The 16,263-nt window shown below is 39.9% G+C and carries 16 protein-coding genes; 7 read left to right on the forward strand and 9 right to left on the reverse strand.

What is annotated here, in order from left to right:
- Positions 1-201: 201 nt before the first annotated feature.
- The 4 genes from nagA to WKH56_RS12300 are packed head-to-tail and all read left to right on the forward strand — an operon-like array spanning position 202 to position 3,650.
- A complete protein-coding gene (nagA, locus tag WKH56_RS12285) occupies positions 202-1,386 on the forward strand; it encodes an N-acetylglucosamine-6-phosphate deacetylase (protein WP_310884258.1) in 1,185 nt (394 codons plus the stop codon).
- A 2-nt stretch (positions 1,387-1,388) separates the two neighbouring features.
- The gene (nagB, locus tag WKH56_RS12290) at positions 1,389-2,126 is read left to right on the forward strand and encodes a glucosamine-6-phosphate deaminase (protein WP_063247604.1); all 738 of its coding nucleotides are present in this window, start codon (positions 1,389-1,391) and stop codon (positions 2,124-2,126) included.
- Between the two features lie 57 nt (positions 2,127-2,183).
- A complete protein-coding gene (locus WKH56_RS12295) occupies positions 2,184-2,909 on the forward strand; it encodes a GntR family transcriptional regulator (protein ID WP_034270436.1) in 726 nt (241 codons plus the stop codon).
- A 15-nt stretch (positions 2,910-2,924) separates the two neighbouring features.
- Positions 2,925-3,650 carry an SIS domain-containing protein gene (locus WKH56_RS12300; protein WP_310884257.1) on the forward strand — a complete coding sequence of 242 codons (726 nt, stop codon included), beginning with the start codon at positions 2,925-2,927 and terminating at the stop codon, positions 3,648-3,650.
- 749 nt (positions 3,651-4,399) lie between these two features.
- Here WKH56_RS12300 and WKH56_RS12305 read toward each other — a convergent pair.
- From WKH56_RS12305 to WKH56_RS12315, 3 genes are all read right to left on the reverse strand, one after another.
- Positions 4,400-4,858, reverse strand: coding sequence for a GNAT family N-acetyltransferase (locus WKH56_RS12305; protein WP_028414227.1), 459 nt, complete (start codon positions 4,856-4,858; stop codon positions 4,400-4,402).
- Position 4,859: 1 nt separating this feature from the next.
- A complete protein-coding gene (locus WKH56_RS12310) occupies positions 4,860-5,138 on the reverse strand; it encodes a YesK family protein (protein ID WP_310884256.1) in 279 nt (92 codons plus the stop codon).
- Between the two features lie 144 nt (positions 5,139-5,282).
- Positions 5,283-5,792, reverse strand: a complete 510-nt coding sequence (locus WKH56_RS12315; RefSeq protein WP_223546654.1) for an SUKH-4 family immunity protein — start codon at positions 5,790-5,792, stop codon at positions 5,283-5,285.
- Between the two features lie 453 nt (positions 5,793-6,245).
- On the opposite strand from WKH56_RS12315, the gene WKH56_RS12320 reads away from it, so the two are divergent.
- A complete protein-coding gene (locus WKH56_RS12320; RefSeq protein ID WP_342835651.1) occupies positions 6,246-9,437 on the forward strand; it encodes a S8 family peptidase in 3,192 nt (1,063 codons plus the stop codon).
- A 40-nt stretch (positions 9,438-9,477) separates the two neighbouring features.
- Here the strand turns inward: WKH56_RS12320 and corA are convergent, their stop codons facing one another.
- Entirely contained in the window at positions 9,478-10,449 is a 972-nt protein-coding gene (gene corA, locus WKH56_RS12325) for a magnesium/cobalt transporter CorA (protein WP_013055874.1), read from the reverse strand.
- Positions 10,450-11,058: 609 nt separating this feature from the next.
- On the opposite strand from corA, the gene WKH56_RS12330 reads away from it, so the two are divergent.
- Positions 11,059-11,430 carry a PilZ domain-containing protein gene (locus WKH56_RS12330; protein ID WP_028407825.1) on the forward strand — a complete coding sequence of 124 codons (372 nt, stop codon included), beginning with the start codon at positions 11,059-11,061 and terminating at the stop codon, positions 11,428-11,430.
- Positions 11,431-11,464: 34 nt separating this feature from the next.
- Positions 11,465-12,337: an LCP family glycopolymer transferase gene (locus tag WKH56_RS12335; protein WP_342835652.1), complete on the forward strand. Its 873-nt coding sequence runs from the start codon at positions 11,465-11,467 to the stop codon at positions 12,335-12,337.
- 57 nt (positions 12,338-12,394) lie between these two features.
- Here WKH56_RS12335 and WKH56_RS12340 read toward each other — a convergent pair whose 3' ends face one another.
- The 5 genes from WKH56_RS12340 to WKH56_RS12360 all read right to left on the reverse strand — a co-directional run bounded on the left by WKH56_RS12340 (position 12,395) and on the right by WKH56_RS12360 (position 16,262).
- The gene (locus tag WKH56_RS12340; protein WP_342835653.1) at positions 12,395-12,559 is read right to left on the reverse strand and encodes a hypothetical protein; all 165 of its coding nucleotides are present in this window, start codon (positions 12,557-12,559) and stop codon (positions 12,395-12,397) included.
- A 125-nt stretch (positions 12,560-12,684) separates the two neighbouring features.
- On the reverse strand, positions 12,685-13,329 hold the full coding sequence (locus WKH56_RS12345; protein ID WP_342835654.1) for a cupin domain-containing protein: 645 nt from the start codon (positions 13,327-13,329) through the stop codon (positions 12,685-12,687).
- Positions 13,330-13,439: 110 nt separating this feature from the next.
- Entirely contained in the window at positions 13,440-14,762 is a 1,323-nt protein-coding gene (locus tag WKH56_RS12350; protein ID WP_275037574.1) for an MATE family efflux transporter, read from the reverse strand.
- 62 nt (positions 14,763-14,824) lie between these two features.
- Positions 14,825-15,958 (reverse strand): DUF2087 domain-containing protein, encoded by a 1,134-nt coding sequence (locus WKH56_RS12355; RefSeq protein ID WP_342835655.1) that lies wholly within the window; start codon positions 15,956-15,958, stop codon positions 14,825-14,827.
- A 166-nt stretch (positions 15,959-16,124) separates the two neighbouring features.
- On the reverse strand, positions 16,125-16,262 hold the full coding sequence (locus WKH56_RS12360; RefSeq protein ID WP_325077775.1) for a hypothetical protein: 138 nt from the start codon (positions 16,260-16,262) through the stop codon (positions 16,125-16,127).
- Between the last annotated feature and the right edge of the window lies 1 nt (position 16,263).

The following is a 16,263-nucleotide window of genomic DNA, read 5'->3' on the forward strand; positions in this document are numbered from 1 at the left end:
ACGGCGGTTTTACTGCATGGACTCATACTAGCACATAAAATATATAGTTGTCTATACCAATTTTCTTTTTAAAAACCTCTCTATATCAATGTTAAAAGCCCTTACAAAACTTTCTGGTTCACAAAAAGAATCAACTGGTCTAGACAACTATTCCAAAAAGCGTTACACTTAAATCAATACAACGAGCAAAGGAGTGTATGTATGGATACACATTCATCCATCATTATTTATAATGTAACCGTTTATAGTGAAAATCAGACATTAAAAAACGGGTATATTAAACTAACGAACAAGAAAATTACTGAAATCGGAGAGATCCATCAATACGTACGGCAGCCGAAAGACCATGTAATTGAACTTTCTCCTTCCTATAAAGTGATTCCTGGTGCCATTGACGTGCATATTCATGGCGTTAACAATGCGGACGCTATGGACGGTACGGCAGAAGCATTAAAAACAATGGCGCGCACGCTTCCAAAAGAAGGTACAACAAGCTTTTTAGCAACTACTATGACGCAGTCGAATGAAGCGGTTGAAAAAGCACTTCGCAACGCAGGCGCTTATATCGAAGAGCAAACAGATGCGGATGCTGAAGTAGTTGGTATTCACTTAGAAGGTCCGTTTATTTCACCGAAACGTGCGGGCGCGCAGCCTCCTACTCACATTCAAGATCCGAATGTGGGACTATTTCAAGAGTGGCAAAAAGCAGCCGGAGGACATATTAAACTTGTTACGTTAGCTCCGGAGCAGCCAAACGGCTTAGCGCTTACTTCTTATTTAAAAGAAACAAACGTTGTCGCTTCTATTGGCCATTCTGACAGCACATATGATCAAGTTGATGAAGCCATCGAAGCAGGAGCTTCTCATATTACGCATTTATATAACGGCATGCGCGGTCTTCACCATAGAGAGCCCGGCGTATTAGGCGCCGCTTATTTGAGAGATGAATTATTTGTAGAGCTGATTACAGACGGCATCCACTGCCGACCTGAAATGGTCAAGCTTGCGTACGATCAAATTACAAGTGAACGCATGATTCTTATCACGGATTCTCTTCGTGCCAAATGGCTAAAAAACGGTACGTATGATTTAGGCGGACAGCCTGTTCACGTAAACGACACAACGGCTACCCTTGCAGATGGAACGTTAGCAGGAAGCATCTTAAAGATGAACGATGCAATTAAAAACACGATGAGCTTTACGAACTGCTCATTAGAAGACATCGTAAAGATGACCGCTGAAAACCCAGCAAAACAGCTTAACCTGTTTGATACAAAAGGAAGCCTTAAAGTTGGAAAAGATGCGGATATCGTGGTGTTAAATGAAAACTTAGATGTTGAAATGACATTTTGCCGAGGCACATTGAGCTTTCAAAAGGAGGACTAACAATGAATATCATCCAAGTGAAAAACTACAGTGAAATGAGTGCAACAGCAGCTGATATGCTGATTAGCAAACTTCATGAAAAGCCAAATATGAATCTGGGACTTGCAACGGGAGGCACGCCGAAAGGATTATATGATCGTTTAATTCAAGATCATAAAGAACACGGCACGTCTTACAAACACGTTACTTCCTTTAACTTAGATGAATATGTGGGAATGCAGCCGCAAGATCCAAACAGCTATCACTACTATATGGCAGATGCGTTATTTAATCACATTGATATTGACGTAAGCAACACGCACGTTCCTAACGGGCTGGCTGATACGCCTGAAGAAGAATGCCGCCGCTACGATGAAATGATTCAAAATCATGGAGGCATTGACCTTCAGATTCTTGGAATCGGTCAAAACGGACACATTGGCTTTAACGAACCTGGTACGTCATTCAACTCTCCTACTCATATTGTGACGTTAGAAGAGTCAACGCGAAAAGCCAATGCGCGCTACTTTAATTCTCTTGACGAAGTGCCTACTCAGGCTATTACAATGGGAATTGAATCGATTATGAAAAGTAAAGAAATTTTACTGCTTATCTCCGGGGAAGCCAAAGCAGAAGCGATGTATCAGCTGCTTAACGGAGAAATCACAGAAGACTTCCCTGCTTCTATTTTAAAGAAGCATCACTGTGTTACAATTATTGCGGACCAAGAAGCTTTAGCTAAAGTATCGACTACGGTTTAATTTATAGCCTCCTCGTCTTTTTTAGATGAGGAGGTTTACATAAAGGAGAGAACTTAAGTGATTGATAAAAGCTCACCTCTTCCGATTTATTATCAAATTGAAGAACAGTTAAAAAAACAAATTGAAAACGGAGAGTTAAAACCAAATGATTCGCTTCCTTCTGAACGAGAGTTTGCAGAACGATTTGAAATCAGCAGAATGACCGTTCGCCAAGCGATTAACAATTTAGTAAACGACGGTTATTTATATCGTCAAAAAGGCCGCGGGACCTTTGTATCTGAAAAAAAACTGGAGCAGCAGCTCGTTGGATTAACGAGTTTTACAGAAGATATGAAAGCGCGCGGAATGGTGCCAAGCAGTAAATTGCTGAGCTTTGAAATTATTGCGGCTTCAGAAAAAATTGCCGAGCAGCTGCACATTTCTCTTCATGCACCTGTTTATGAAATCAAGCGTATTCGTTTAGCTGACGACGTGCCAATGGCGCTCGAAAGCGTATATGTATCCGCTAACTTAGTCAAAGGGTTAACAGAATCCATTGTTAACGACTCTCTTTACCGCTATATAGAAGAAGAGCTAGGCCTAAATATTGGCGAAGCCAATCAAACGTTAGAATCCATTTTAGCTTCTGAAACCGAAGTGAAGCATCTTGGAATCAACTCATATTCACCCGTTCTACTGATTCAACGAAATACGTACTTGCAAGACGGCACGCCGCTTGAAGTGGTGAAATCTTCGTACCGAGCAGACCGCTATAAGTTTACGATTAACATGACACGATCTTAACTAAGGAGTTTTTTTATGTCTAGTTTATATCTACAGGAACTAACAAAACTGCTTGCTAAAGTGGAGGCGCATGAACAGCAGGCAATAGAATCCGCAGCCGAGAAAATCTCACAGCAATTAGCTTCTCATCACCTCATTCATTTATTTGGGTGCGGTCATTCTCATATTTTAACGGAAGAAGTGTTTTACCGTTCTGGAGGGCTTGCGCCGATTCATCCTATTTTTGTGGAAGAACTGATGCTTCATAAAGGAGCTTCGCGCTCTTCACAGCTAGAGCGTAAAAACGACTATGCCTCCACCTTTATGGAAAAAGAAGATATCGTACCAGGCGATATCATGATTGTCATTTCTACATCGGGCGTAAATCCCGTTCCGATTGATGTAGCTTTGATTGCAAAAGAAAAAGGCGCCTTTGTTATCGGGCTTACCTCTCCTTCTTATGCCACGAGCCGGGCTTCGCGACATAAAAGCGGAAAATACCTTCATGATGTCGTGGATCTTGTTATTAATAATCATATTCCAAAAGGAGACGTTCTTCTTCATCAGCAAGACATTTCCTTCGCTTCTGGTTCTACTGTAATTGGAGGCGCTATCTTAAACGATATTTTATCTATAACCATTCAAAAACTGCTCAGCCGCGGCATCACGCCTCCTGTCTTTTTAAGCGGAAACATGGAAGGTTCAGATGAACATAACCAGCGGTTGATTGATGCTTACAAAGGAAGAATTACTGCGCTATAACAGCCCCTGCGGCTGTTTTTTTGCACAAAAAAAAGGATGCTTAAAAGCATCTCATCAAAGTCGGACTGTACGATTTGGACTAGATCTCCTCTTTATCAGTAGAAGTCTTGTTCACAGCACCATAACCTACTTATCCGACATAATTACTATGTTTAACATAAGTATACTCTTTTATACCTTAAGTGTCAAATAAGTTATAAGAAATTTCGTAGTGCATTCATTTGAAGATTTTTTTGCGGTAATGTTCTAGCTGGCTTTTAGCTTCTTTCATAATTATCGTATGTATGATTTCATCCGTAATGTTAAAATAATTTACCATACTTAACTTATAGATTTTACATATAAATTCCTGCCAAAGTTTTGTATAAGTTTTCTTGCCGCATCTCACAAAAAAGAACCTGCATCAAAACTGATGCAGGTTCTTCCCTTCATATCATTCTAATTATTTCATGTTCATTTGCCCTTGTGAGGCCCTTTCGCTACGTATATCGGTTCATAACGAGAGTGCCAATTGTCAGATCAGAATATCTGCTTTTCATGTGAGGTAATACGTTTGCTGAAGTTGCTGTTAAGTATTCCAAAACTAAACCAGTCCCTTCATGAAGCTAAGTATTTACCTTTCACAGTAGCCTTAGAAAAATTTCTATCGGCTCTGTACTATCTGTATACCACGTTTCAATTGAACTAAACTAAAAAATTCATTTTAATCAAAAAATTCTTACCACGGGGATACAACCATTAACAGCGAATTACAAATGGAGCTTTAATCCTTCATGAGAAGCTGTGAATCCAAGCTTTTGATAGAAACGCAAAGCCTCCGATCGTTCCTTGTCCGTTGTTAATTGTACTAACTGACAATTACGTTCTTTCGCTCGTTCAATCGCCCATGTAATCAGCTGATAGCCAACCCCTTTTCCGCGCTGTGACGAAGCGGTTCGAACTCCTTCAATCGTGGCTCTCCACCCGCCTTGTCTTGCAATGTGGGGCGTAAAGGTTATTTGTTGAACACCTATTACTTCACTATCTTTACATGCGACAATCAGCTCATTGTTTGGATCCGCATCAATTGCCTGAAATGCTTGGACATAACAGTCTGGAAGCGGTAATTCGTAGCGTTCTCGTTTGCTTCCGAGCATATCATCCGCGAGCATTTCAACAATTTGATCCAAATCTTCTCGCACTGCTTCTCTAAAGGTTATCTCTCCCATTTTATACAGCACCTTTCCCTCGTCCATTTATGATATTAAAAAGAACGCTGACGAACAAGCTCAGAACCGACGCCAAAAACAAAGCAGCCGCTAAAGCACCAAGACCCATTCCTTCAAAGCCGCCAACTCCAAATATGCTATATAGAAATAGAAATATGCTTATTAGCATGCTGCTAAGTGAAATTCCGTACTGCACGGGCGAGTTCCTTCTATAGAAGAAATACGACGCACCAAAAAGCAGCGCGAAGAAAGCACCCATTAATCCAAATAAAGAAATCATTTACACTCTCCTCCCTCTTCAAAAAAAGGAATTTATATCCATTATATACTATCATTTTTATTTATTCTATCTATATTAATAGCCCTGCAGCCACAACTAAATAGACATGACCAAAACGGCCATGTCTATTTTTCTACTATATTATTAAAAAGAAAGTTCTTTGAACCAAAAAGAATAAGGGGCTAAGCATGCTTCATCAATTTCATTCATACGTTTTTTGCATCGCTGCAGCACCTCAGCAGGAATGTGTCGCTCTAAGTATGCAGATTCTCCGTTTGCTTGAATCGTTTCTTCTACTAGCTCTTCAAACACATCTAAGCATGCTAAAAACTGCGGAAAAGTTGTATTCACGAAACGCTCGCAGTCATCGTTGGACGTATCGAGCAGCACAACCGAACCGTTTTTTTGATGAAGACAAATTGGATCTCCAGCGCCGGTTGTTCCTAAAAACCAATAGTGCTGGTAGCGAGATGATAACTCAAATGTTTCGCATAATGTTGTTAGCTTTCCTTTGGATGAAACGAACTCTAGAAATGGTGAAGCTTCTTTGGGCAATCCTTTTTCTGTTAGCAACTTCTTTGTCTCTTTATCAATATCAAGGGGTGCAAGCTGTTCGGCATCAAACTTCATTCGTTTTTCCTGTCGTTGCATCACATTTGACAACTTCTTTCACTCCTTTTCACCATTTGCTCTTTCTTTGCTTTTGTTTATTATAAAAGAAATCCAGCTCGTATTATATGCTACAAATGAACTTAATTAGACTGAAAATTTTTCCAATCTTTATTTATATAGCCCGATTTCCTCTTTATAAACACAGGTAAAAAGAAACCGATCAGATTTTCTCCAACAGATTCTGCTTTTAAAAATAATTCTCATTCCCTTCTTCCCTTTTCAGCGTACTTTCGCCTCTTATAAATAGGCTCAATCTTTATTATTCCAATTTTTTCTACTTTTTGCAACTAGGACTTATCTCACCATTTTTTATGTGAGATTAATAACTTGACAAAATACTAAAATAAGCAACAGTAATTATTTACAAGTTTTTAAACTTTATGGTTTAATAGGTATGTAATTCCTGTTTTTTACTATATTTTTTGGAGGTTTAACATGAAAAAAGGGTCAATTTATCGTTTTATTGCTTTTGCTTTAATGTTCACCTTGTGTTTTAGCCAATTAGGTTTACTGAAAACACAAGCAGCAGGCAATCCTCCTGCTAATGAAAAAACATTAAGCATTGGTAAAGCAGCAAAAGGAACATTTACAGAACCAGAACAAACGCATTGGTACAAAATTAATCCTTCTAAGCAAGAGGTAGCAAAGTTTTCACACTACCGAATTAAGCTTCAAAGTGATGATGAAGTAAACATCACGGTTTACTCCAGTCTTGAAAATGCCAAAAACAACGTGGCATTTGACCGTTATATGGGATACTCTTACAAAGACGAGCCTGCTCAGCTTGATTTTCCAATCGCCTGGACTGGCCCTTATTATGTGAAAGTTGATTATTATGGAGATGAAGATATCATCATCGAAGACGATACAGAAGAAGATGGAAAAACACCTTCTGAACCTCAACCGGAAGAAAAAACAGAAGTTCCATATACAATCAGCTATGAAGGCGCTTCACTTCCCCCTTCTCAAATGGAGGCAGAAGAATGCCCGGCTGAATTAAGTACAAGCCAAAAAGAAAACGGAAAAGGTATTTTAAAAGATTTGCGTACGATTCGTGACGCTGTGCTTTCAAAAACAGCAAGCGGAAAAGACCTTTCTTCTCTTTATTACAAAGCCGCTCCGTTTATCAGTTCTAAAATGATCATCGATAAATCGATGCGCGAACAAGTATACAAAGATTTAGTTCAGCTAAAAGGTTTATTTACAGATGTAGCGAAAAACGGCGCCTCAAGCACATATATGATTACAAGCGCTGATCAAAAAGCAATCAATGATTTATACAGCATCGCTTATAAATCTGTTCCGACTGCTTTAAAGAAAGACTTAGAAAAAGTAGCAGCACAGACAAAATTAAAAGACGTAACGGACTTAAACGTATCGTCTGTATTAGTAAGAGCTAAATTAGTCAGCGCAAACAGCGTTTCAACAAAAGCGGAAACTCGCTATATTGTTAAATTAAAAGATGGTGCAAATGCTAAATCATTTAAAACAAAAGCACAGTCAAAATCAGCAGGCATTGAATCTATTAATCCATTAAAACAATCAGCTGCTTCTTTTGATAACATGTTTGTTATTCAATTAGATGACAGCAATGGAAAAAGCTTCAGCACGTCATCTGCTCAAGGTAAAATGACGGCAAAACAAATTCAGGCACTTCCTGAAACTGAATTTATCGAGCCGGTCCAAGAGTACCATGCTCTTTCAATGGATTCACAATATCCGTATCAATGGTCATTAAATAACACGGGTAAAAATGACGGTACGCAGCATGCCGATATTCAATATGAATCGCTTGAAAAATTACTAAACGGGCAAAAATTAAAAGATACGGTTATTGCTGTTGCCGATACGGGCGTCGATTCATCACTTGCTGATTTAAAAGGCGTCGTGGATACGAAAACAGGCTATAACTACGTGGATCGTTCGTCGAATGCAACTGATGACAATGGACATGGAACTCACGTAGCAGGTATTATTGCAGCCTCTGCAAACAATAACTATTCAATGGCCGGCATTAATTCTCACGCGAAAATTTTACCGGTTAAAATTTTAGACGCATCTGGAAGCGGAGATACAGAACAAATTGCGTATGGTATTAAATACGCGGTCGATCACGGTGCAAAAGTTATTAACTTAAGCCTTGGCGGATCTTACAGCCGCGTGCTTGAATATTCATTAAAATATGCATACGACCATAACGTAACGGTTGTAGCAGCAAGCGGAAACGACGGTATGGAAGAGCTCTCTTACCCAGCTTCATCTGCCTATGCGATTTCAGTAGGCGCGTCAAACCGTTTAGATATCGTATCTGACTACTCAAACTATGGAAAAGGATTAGATATTACAGCTCCAGGCTCTGATATTCCAAGTCTTGTTCCAGACGGAAACGTTACTTATTTAAGCGGAACATCAATGGCGACACCTCACGTGGCAGCCGTTGCGGGATTATTACTGTCCCAAAACCCAGGCTTAAAGCCAAAAGACGTTGAAAAACGCCTAACGGACACAGCTAAAGATATTAAGTTTGACGAGAAAGATGCTCCTGTATACGATGATGAAGAAAGTCCAGCAGAACCTCCTGCTCCAGGCTACGATTACGTATCAGGATGGGGACGTTTAAATGCGTACAGCGCCGTAAGTGCACAGCAGCTGCAAGCGCAGGTAAATACATTTGTCAGCACGCAAAAAGTTGTTACAGGTAAAGCTCAAAGCGATTCAACTGTTAAAGTAATGAACGGCTCAAAAACACTTGGCACTGCCAAAGCTGATGCAAAAAATACGTTCTCTGTGAACATTCCAGCTCAAAAAGCTGATACCGTTTTACAAGTGGTTGTCACAAACGGAAAAGCAAGCACAAGCATTCGTGCAGTTGTTCAAAAAGCACCTGCCAAACCAGCGGTAAAAGCCGTGACGAATAAAGATGAATACGTAACAGGAACATCTAAAGCGAATTTTACGGTAAATGTTAAAAACAGCGCTAAAAAAGTGATTGCTTCGGCAAAGGCTGATGCAAAAGGCGCGTTCAAAGTGAAGATTCCAAAACAAAAAGAAAACACAGTCTTGTATATCACGGCTACAAACAGCCAAAAACAAGAAAGTGAAGAAGTAAAAGTAACGGTGCGTGACGTTATTGCTCCAAATGCACCTAAAGTGAATCCAGTCAGCGACGCGGATACAGCTATTAAAGGAACAGCAGAAGCAAATGCATCTGTTGTAGCCAAAGTGAACAACAAAGAAATCGGCAAAGCAAAAGCTAACGCAAAAGGTCAGTACAGCATAACGATTAAAAAACAAAAAGCGGGTACAGCAATCAGCGTAACAGCAGCAGACGCAGCTAACAACACAAGTAAAGCTACGACTGTAAAAGTGAGCGATAAAACTCCTCCTGCTGCACCAAGCGTAAATGCTGTCACAACAAAAAGCACGGCTGTAACGGGTAAAGCAGAAGCAAATGCTACCGTAACGGTAACCGTAAACAAAAAAAGCATTGGCTCTGCTGCTGCTAACAGCAAAGGACAATACTCAGTAAAAATTAAAAAACAAAAAGAAAAAACAGTTTTAAGCGTAACAGCAAAAGACAAAGCGAACAATACGAGTAAAGAAACAACAAAAACGGTGACAAAATAAACAAAAAAGGCGCTTGGCTTATAGCCAAGTGCCTTTTTTGTTATAACAGCTGTTTGTTTTTAAAGTATTTCCACATTCCCCACGTTAACACAATTAACATAACAATAATAACAGCAGTAGCCCAGTGGGAATTTTGATATGGAATCGGTACGTTCATTCCAAAAAATCCGGTTACGAACGTTAGCGGAAGCATAATCGTTGAAATTAACGTTAAGACATTCAGCTTTTCAGATGAAGTTGCATTGGTAATAGAATAATACGTATCAAGTGCACTGTTTACGAGGTCTCTAAATGTTTCAGCAGAGTCTACAATACGCTCCAAGTGGTCAAGCAGGTCAATGTAGAAAGGAACATTTTCTTCTCGTATGTCGAATTTCCACTTTCCATTAACCGTTAAGAAAATTCGGCGCTGAGGCAGAATAACGCGACGGATTAAGATAATCGTTCTTTTTAACGCCAAGAACTCTTCCGTCACTCCGCGGACTTCTTTGTTGTAGATTTCATCTTCTAATTCATCAATACGCATGTCAATTCGGTCTAAAATCGGAAAATATTCGTCCGTGATGCCATCAATCAAAGCATATAGCAAAAAGTCGGCGCCGCGGTTCATAAACTTTGGATAGCGTGAGCACACAGCATCCATTTTGCGAAGCCAGCCCATTTTATGTTTATGAATCGTCACTACGTAATTTGATCCGACAAAGGCATTTAACTCAAGCGTGGTAATCTCGTCATCACTTTCTTCGTTATAGCGAAGGGCGTGAAAAACGAAAAATTTATAGTCTTCGTAATCATCCATTTTAGCGCGAGGACTGTCGTGTAAGCAGTCTTCAATCGCCAATGGGTGAAAATCGAATAATTTAGCAATTTGAGCAAGCTCTTGTCCGTGGACATCATACAGATCAATCCACAGCAAATTATCAGGATTGCGCAATTTCTCATGCACGTCTCCTAAATCAAGATTCGTTACCATTTCTTTTGTTTCATCATCATATAAGTATGTTTTAATCATTGATTTTTCACCTCACATCATTGAGGCATTAAGGAGTATTTTCCTTCGTTGAAATGAGAGGAACACATACACCTTTGTTGCCCCTATCTTGTTTTGCAGTAACCTTCATCGAAATGGGGTCATCAGTGCCCATTCATCTCACCTCCTAATTAGTTGAAGGAACGCTGACTTGTAATACAGCTACTTCACAAAGTTTAATTTTAACATACAATCCAACTCTAGCGTAGGGCTTTTTTCAAAACCTTTTCCTCGCTATTTAAAGTTTCAAACAAAACTTCCGATACTATAAAAGCAGTTATTATAATTCTTAAGAATGCCTTACTAATATACCCGCTATTTAATAATGCAACAGTACTTACAAACAGTATTCGCTACCCCAGACCTCTCGAATCCTCCCACAAAGGTTCACCTAATCGTAGGCCACCAACCCCGCAAGGGGGGTGACCTACGATTAGGTCTAGAATATCTACCATGGCCGGTCTGTGGCCATGGTAGATATTCTACATCGATAAACATTATATGGGTGATGGGGAAAAACGTGTAGGAATTTTTAGACTTTCATCGAATACTTACTTAACAAACTTAGATTACGAAAAGGACTGATGATACATGCATTTTAAACGTGAAGAACCGTTTCGCTTTTTATTTGAGACTCCCATTGTTGGAACGTTTTCCATTGCTAAATACGACAACAAAGAAATCGATTCTAAGCCAGGTCCTTTGTCTGTTATCGACCTTTCACCAAAAGGAATCAAAATAATTACGCCGCTTGATTTACCTATTTTCAACCATCAAATTCAGCTAAAAATCAGCTTTTATTTAAATGAAAAACCCATCCATATTACCGGACTTTGCGTGTGGAAAGAAAAACGGCACACCGAATACCTTTATGGCATTGAAGCATTTAACGATGTGGAAGAACAAGCAATTTTAATTACAGAGCTCAAAACCTACGCCAAGAAAAAGCAAGATAAGCAATAAAAATAGCGCTCATTTGTTTTACTCCCCTTTTAAGATGGCAATACTACGAACGACTTCGATAGAAAAAGGTGAGACGATGAGCAGCAAAGCAAAAAAAGAATGGATTGGCGGTCTCGTACTGTTTTTACTCGTCAGTTTTGTCAGCATCACGTTTGCAGGCTATCATACGGTGAAAGCTGCCGTTGATCAAACGTATGTACCGCTTGAGCATGGTAACAAAACACACGTCAATTTAAAAAAAGGACAACCGTTTTCCCTGCTTTTAATTCAAGAAAATCATCAAAATACGTCATTTGTATATATGACTGTTAATAAACAGCATGAATCAATAAAGATGACCCACTTGCCAGGGTCAACTCAGCTCGGCAATGAAACACTGCGAACCATTTATCATCAAGGAAATATGAATGCTGTTGTAAAAAAAGTCGAAACATATGCAAAGCTTCCTGTTGATTATTATGTCAAAATGGATCAGCAGTCAGTCGTCGATGCTGTAGATAAATTAGGCGGCATTATCGTCACAAACAAACGTGCTTTTGAACACAGCAACATTGTTTTTCCAAAAGGAGCGATTCGCCTTAACGGAAAAGAAGCACTTGTTTATTTAAAGGAGCGGAATGAACAAGACGTCTTTACGGCGCATGAAAGACAGCTGTCCGTCGCGAAAGCCATTTTCAGCCAAGCAGCTACGATTCCCAATGTTACAAAGCTGCATTCTCTTGTATTTACGCTGGCTGATCACATTGAAACCAACGCAACCTTTAATGATATCAAACGGATTCAAAAAACCTACAAGCCGGCCGTTGCTCACGTAGACAAGCAGCAATTTCCGCAAAACGAATGGAATCAAAAACAAGTCACAACGCGGCTGTATAAGCACTTAGAACGCAACGAGCTGTTTTTATAAAAGCGCTTCACGAAAAAGAGGCTGGGACATAACAAAATGAAACCAATCTAAAGACGACTAAAGGAGATACATAAGCTGAACTGCTTGTGACACCGCAGTTGATTTCCGTGCAAGACTTCGCTTTCCGCGGGCGGCCGCTGAGCCTCCTCGTCGCTTGCGCTCCTGCGGGGTCTCATCTGTTCCGCTTTTCCCGCAGGAGTCTTCGCCTTGCCCTCCAATCAACTGCTAGAAGGAATGAAACAAATGAAATCTACGTTCACTATAACAGGAAAACGAACCGTGAATTAAAGATTCATGGTTCGTTTTTCACTTCGCCTAAAAGGCTTTTATCCCAGCCTCTTTTTTTGCTACTTATCTTCAGCAGGCACTACTTTTTCATTTATCTTAACCACAATTTGTTCATCCCGTTCATCCTTGAGATAGCTCTTTTGATAAAAAGAATGATTATTAGGCGGTCCAATCACAACCGTATCGGTAATCGGCGCGACGGCTTCTGCTACTTCGTTTGCGCTTACTCCGTATGCTTTTTGAAACACAATAGGAGGCGTTAAGCGCAGCACGTCGGATCCTTCTGTAGACTCAAATTGATCATTGTTAAAAAAGAGATGAAGATGCGCTTCTTCCGATAAGGGTTCAATCCAATGCCACCAGCCCATCGGTATAAACACAACTTCGCCTTCTTTTATTCGGTAATTGTGCATGCTGCTTGTATCAGGGTCTAAAATAGACACCTGCACTTCACCTGAAACGACGACATCTAATTCCCACGCATTTGGATGCCAGTGCGGTTCTCTCATATGCCCTTTCGTCATATATAAATCAACAAAAGCACCTCCGAGCATGGCAGGCAGCTGAGTTGAGGTTAGCTGATACGCTATATTTTGATCGTTTCGTTTGAACAGGACATTTTGCTTATAATTCACTGACAGATTAGGCGTTCCTGAGCTCTTTTTAATATTTGAATTATCCGGCACAAATCCAGATTTACTCATAGTGTCATACCCTCTTTTCATTAAAAAGTTATATGCACTATCCTATTAAAACTCTTTGCTAAGGGTGTTTTAATTAGAAAAAATAAAAAACGAGCGTTTCCGCTCGTTTTTTATCCGACAAGACGTTCAATTTTCTTTTTCTTCCATACAAATTGATAATAGCTGTACTGCAGGATTAAGCTGACAACAAACGCCGCTGGATATCCAATCCAAATCCCTTTGATTTCAAGAGACGTGAACTGCGATAACACGTAGGCTACGGGTACTTCCACACACCAAATCGCCATAATGCTAAATACCGTAGGCCAAAGCACTGTACCGCTTGCTCGCATCGTAGCGGTAATAATTTGCGCATGACCGAAAATCAAATAGCTCCAAAGCGTGATCACTAACAGCTCTTCGGCAATATGGAGCGTATGCTGACTTGTTAAAAACAGTGCTAAAATTTGATTGGAAAAAAGATAAATAAGTAAAATCAACACGCTGCCAATGACGTAATTCAGCATAATTCCAGAGCGAATCACTTCTTTTAAACGCTCAAATTTATTGGCACCAATCGACTGCGCTGCAAAAATAGAAACCGCAATTCCTAAGCTGATTGCCGGCATTTGTACATAGCTTGCTACTTGGTTCACCGCTCCGTACGCTGCTGTAGCGTCTGAGCCAAATCCGTTTACGAACGTAATAACCGCAATTTCAGAAAGAGAAACTAAAATCATATTGATACTCGCGGGAATCCCTAAACGCATAAGCAGCTTTAACAGCGTTCCGTCCATTTTTAATGAAATGGATGAGTCAAACTTTAACGGATGATTTTTCTTGCGTAAATAAATGATCATAATAATGAACGTTAATACGGTTGAAAACACCGTTGCGTACGCAGCGCCGTACACGCCAAGCTTCGGCACTCCGATCCATCCAAAAATTAAAATTGGAAGAAAAATGAGATTTAAGACCGTACTCACAACTAAAAAGTAGAAAGGCGTTTTAGAGTCTCCGGTTCCGCGCATAAACGTTGTATAAACAAAGTATAAAAACAAAACAGGAATCGCCACAAACAAAATACGCGCATAGTGAACCGTTACGTCAATAATATTAGCCGGCGTTCCCATAATCCGAAGAATATCCGGAGCAAATATGCTTCCCAAAACAGCAAGCACAATTCCGACTAAAAAGGTAAACGTGAGCGTGGTACCGATAATTTCTTTAACGCGTTTTTCATTTTGTGCCCCGTACGCTTGCCCGATTAAAATGGAACTTCCTGAACCAATTCCAATTGAAAACGACACGAGCAGAAAAAACAGAGGAAAAAACGCGGAAATAGCGGCTAACGCATCAACTCCAAGCGCTCTTCCGACAATAATACTCCCTGCCAGCTGCCCAACGGACTGCATGGCATTACTTAACATGAGCGGAATCAAAAACACAAGCATCAGCTTACTGACGGATTTTTCTGATTCCACTACTTCACTTTTCACATCTTGATTCTTCACACCTATTTCTCCTTTGTATCAGCTTTGGGCGAATGATAGCCTTTTTCCCCGTAAGGCTGCAGCTTCTCTAACCATTTCGCTTCTAGTTTTAGCAAATCCTTTTTTGAAAGTGCTTTTTCTTCTTCTCTTTTAATCGTTTCCAGCATCTCAATTGAAAAAGCATCCGCACCATACGTATTCCACTCATCTTGAAGCTCTTTATTTTGATGAGTGTTCGTCTTTAACGTGAACTTTACGCCGTTTAACGTTTTGATGTTAGGCGTAGAGCCAATGTAAATCTTATCGTTTTGAAGGTTTTTAATTTGATACACGCCGCCTTCTGTTTTTACTTCTTTCGCTAGCTGCTTCATTTGTTTTTTATAGTCTTTTGAGTCCATACTCATCCCTGTCTCTCCTTTTCTCCAGTAGCTGCTTCCGTCTGCGCTGCGCTCTAAGAAACCGTACTCAATTAAATAGCGTCGCAGCACCGCATAATCGTCATAAAAAGGTGCTAACCTATCATTTACTTCTTTTTCGGTATACGTTGCGCCAAACTCAAAATGACCGCTTAATTCTTCAAGAACAACAAGACGGTGTTTTTCTTGCAAATGAAAAGTACGAAGCGGTCCGTTTAAACCTTGAGGAAAATTCTCCGCTAAAATTTTTTCACGTTCTTCATCACTGACGCTGTAGCGCTGACTTCTTCTAGGCACCGTATTTGTTACGGGTACCGCCTTCTCTTCTTCCCCTTCATTTAACAGTTCCATCAGCGTTAAAAACACTTTTGCCTGACGCTCTTTTTTCTTTAACGTAAAGCGGTGATTCCGAATGGTGGATGAACTGCCGATTCCCATTTCTTTTTGAATATCACTATCACTTTTTCCTTCTTTAAAAAACTTCACTAAATTTTTTTGATGATCAGAAAGACCCGTTACTTCTTTATCTAGCCCTATTAAATGATGAAACACAGACCCGTGCTGCTGTTCCACATGAAGCTTCATATAGCGTTTTGTTTCATAAAAAACTCCTTCCACCGGATAAATAATGCCTTTTTCAATGCTTTCACCGCACAGTAAGCAGTGGTAGTGATCTTCGCTTTCCCCGTACCCTTTCTTCATATCTTCAAAAGATGATTCCCAAAACAAGTCATTTACCATTTAAATAGACACCTTTCTTTTTTGTTTATTAATTTATAAACAAATATATTATATGTTTATTATTATGTCAATTCTACGTTTGTGATACATAAAAAAGGTTGAGACATAACGAAATGAATCCAACCTAAAGATGAACAAACGGGATACACGAGCTCGTATAAATCGCTTATGACACCGCAGTTAATTTCCATGCAAGACTTCGCTTTCCGCAGGCGGCCGGTGAGCCTCCTCGTCGCTTTCGCTCCTGCGGGGTCTCACCTATTCCGCTTTTCCCGCAGGAGTCTTCGCCTTGCCCTCCAATCAAC

It is taken from the genome of Priestia sp. SB1 (assembly GCF_038898415.1).

What these genes read in the sequence shown, in the direction of transcription:
- nagA (WP_310884258.1), top strand. Translation starts at nt 202, where the DNA reads ATGGATACACATTCATCCATCATTATTTATAATGTAACCGTTTATAGT.
- nagB (WP_063247604.1), top strand. Translation starts at nt 1,389, where the DNA reads ATGAATATCATCCAAGTGAAAAACTACAGTGAAATGAGTGCAACAGCA.
- WKH56_RS12300 (WP_310884257.1), top strand. Translation starts at nt 2,925, where the DNA reads ATGTCTAGTTTATATCTACAGGAACTAACAAAACTGCTTGCTAAAGTG.
- WKH56_RS12305 (WP_028414227.1), bottom strand. Translation starts at nt 4,858, where the DNA reads ATGGGAGAGATAACCTTTAGAGAAGCAGTGCGAGAAGATTTGGATCAA.
- WKH56_RS12310 (WP_310884256.1), bottom strand. Translation starts at nt 5,138, where the DNA reads ATGATTTCTTTATTTGGATTAATGGGTGCTTTCTTCGCGCTGCTTTTT.
- WKH56_RS12320 (WP_342835651.1), top strand. Translation starts at nt 6,246, where the DNA reads ATGAAAAAAGGGTCAATTTATCGTTTTATTGCTTTTGCTTTAATGTTC.
- corA (WP_013055874.1), bottom strand. Translation starts at nt 10,449, where the DNA reads ATGATTAAAACATACTTATATGATGATGAAACAAAAGAAATGGTAACG.
- WKH56_RS12330 (WP_028407825.1), top strand. Translation starts at nt 11,059, where the DNA reads ATGCATTTTAAACGTGAAGAACCGTTTCGCTTTTTATTTGAGACTCCC.
- WKH56_RS12335 (WP_342835652.1), top strand. Translation starts at nt 11,465, where the DNA reads ATGGCAATACTACGAACGACTTCGATAGAAAAAGGTGAGACGATGAGC.
- WKH56_RS12345 (WP_342835654.1), bottom strand. Translation starts at nt 13,329, where the DNA reads ATGAGTAAATCTGGATTTGTGCCGGATAATTCAAATATTAAAAAGAGC.
- WKH56_RS12350 (WP_275037574.1), bottom strand. Translation starts at nt 14,762, where the DNA reads ATGCTTGTGTTTTTGATTCCGCTCATGTTAAGTAATGCCATGCAGTCC.
- WKH56_RS12355 (WP_342835655.1), bottom strand. Translation starts at nt 15,958, where the DNA reads ATGGTAAATGACTTGTTTTGGGAATCATCTTTTGAAGATATGAAGAAA.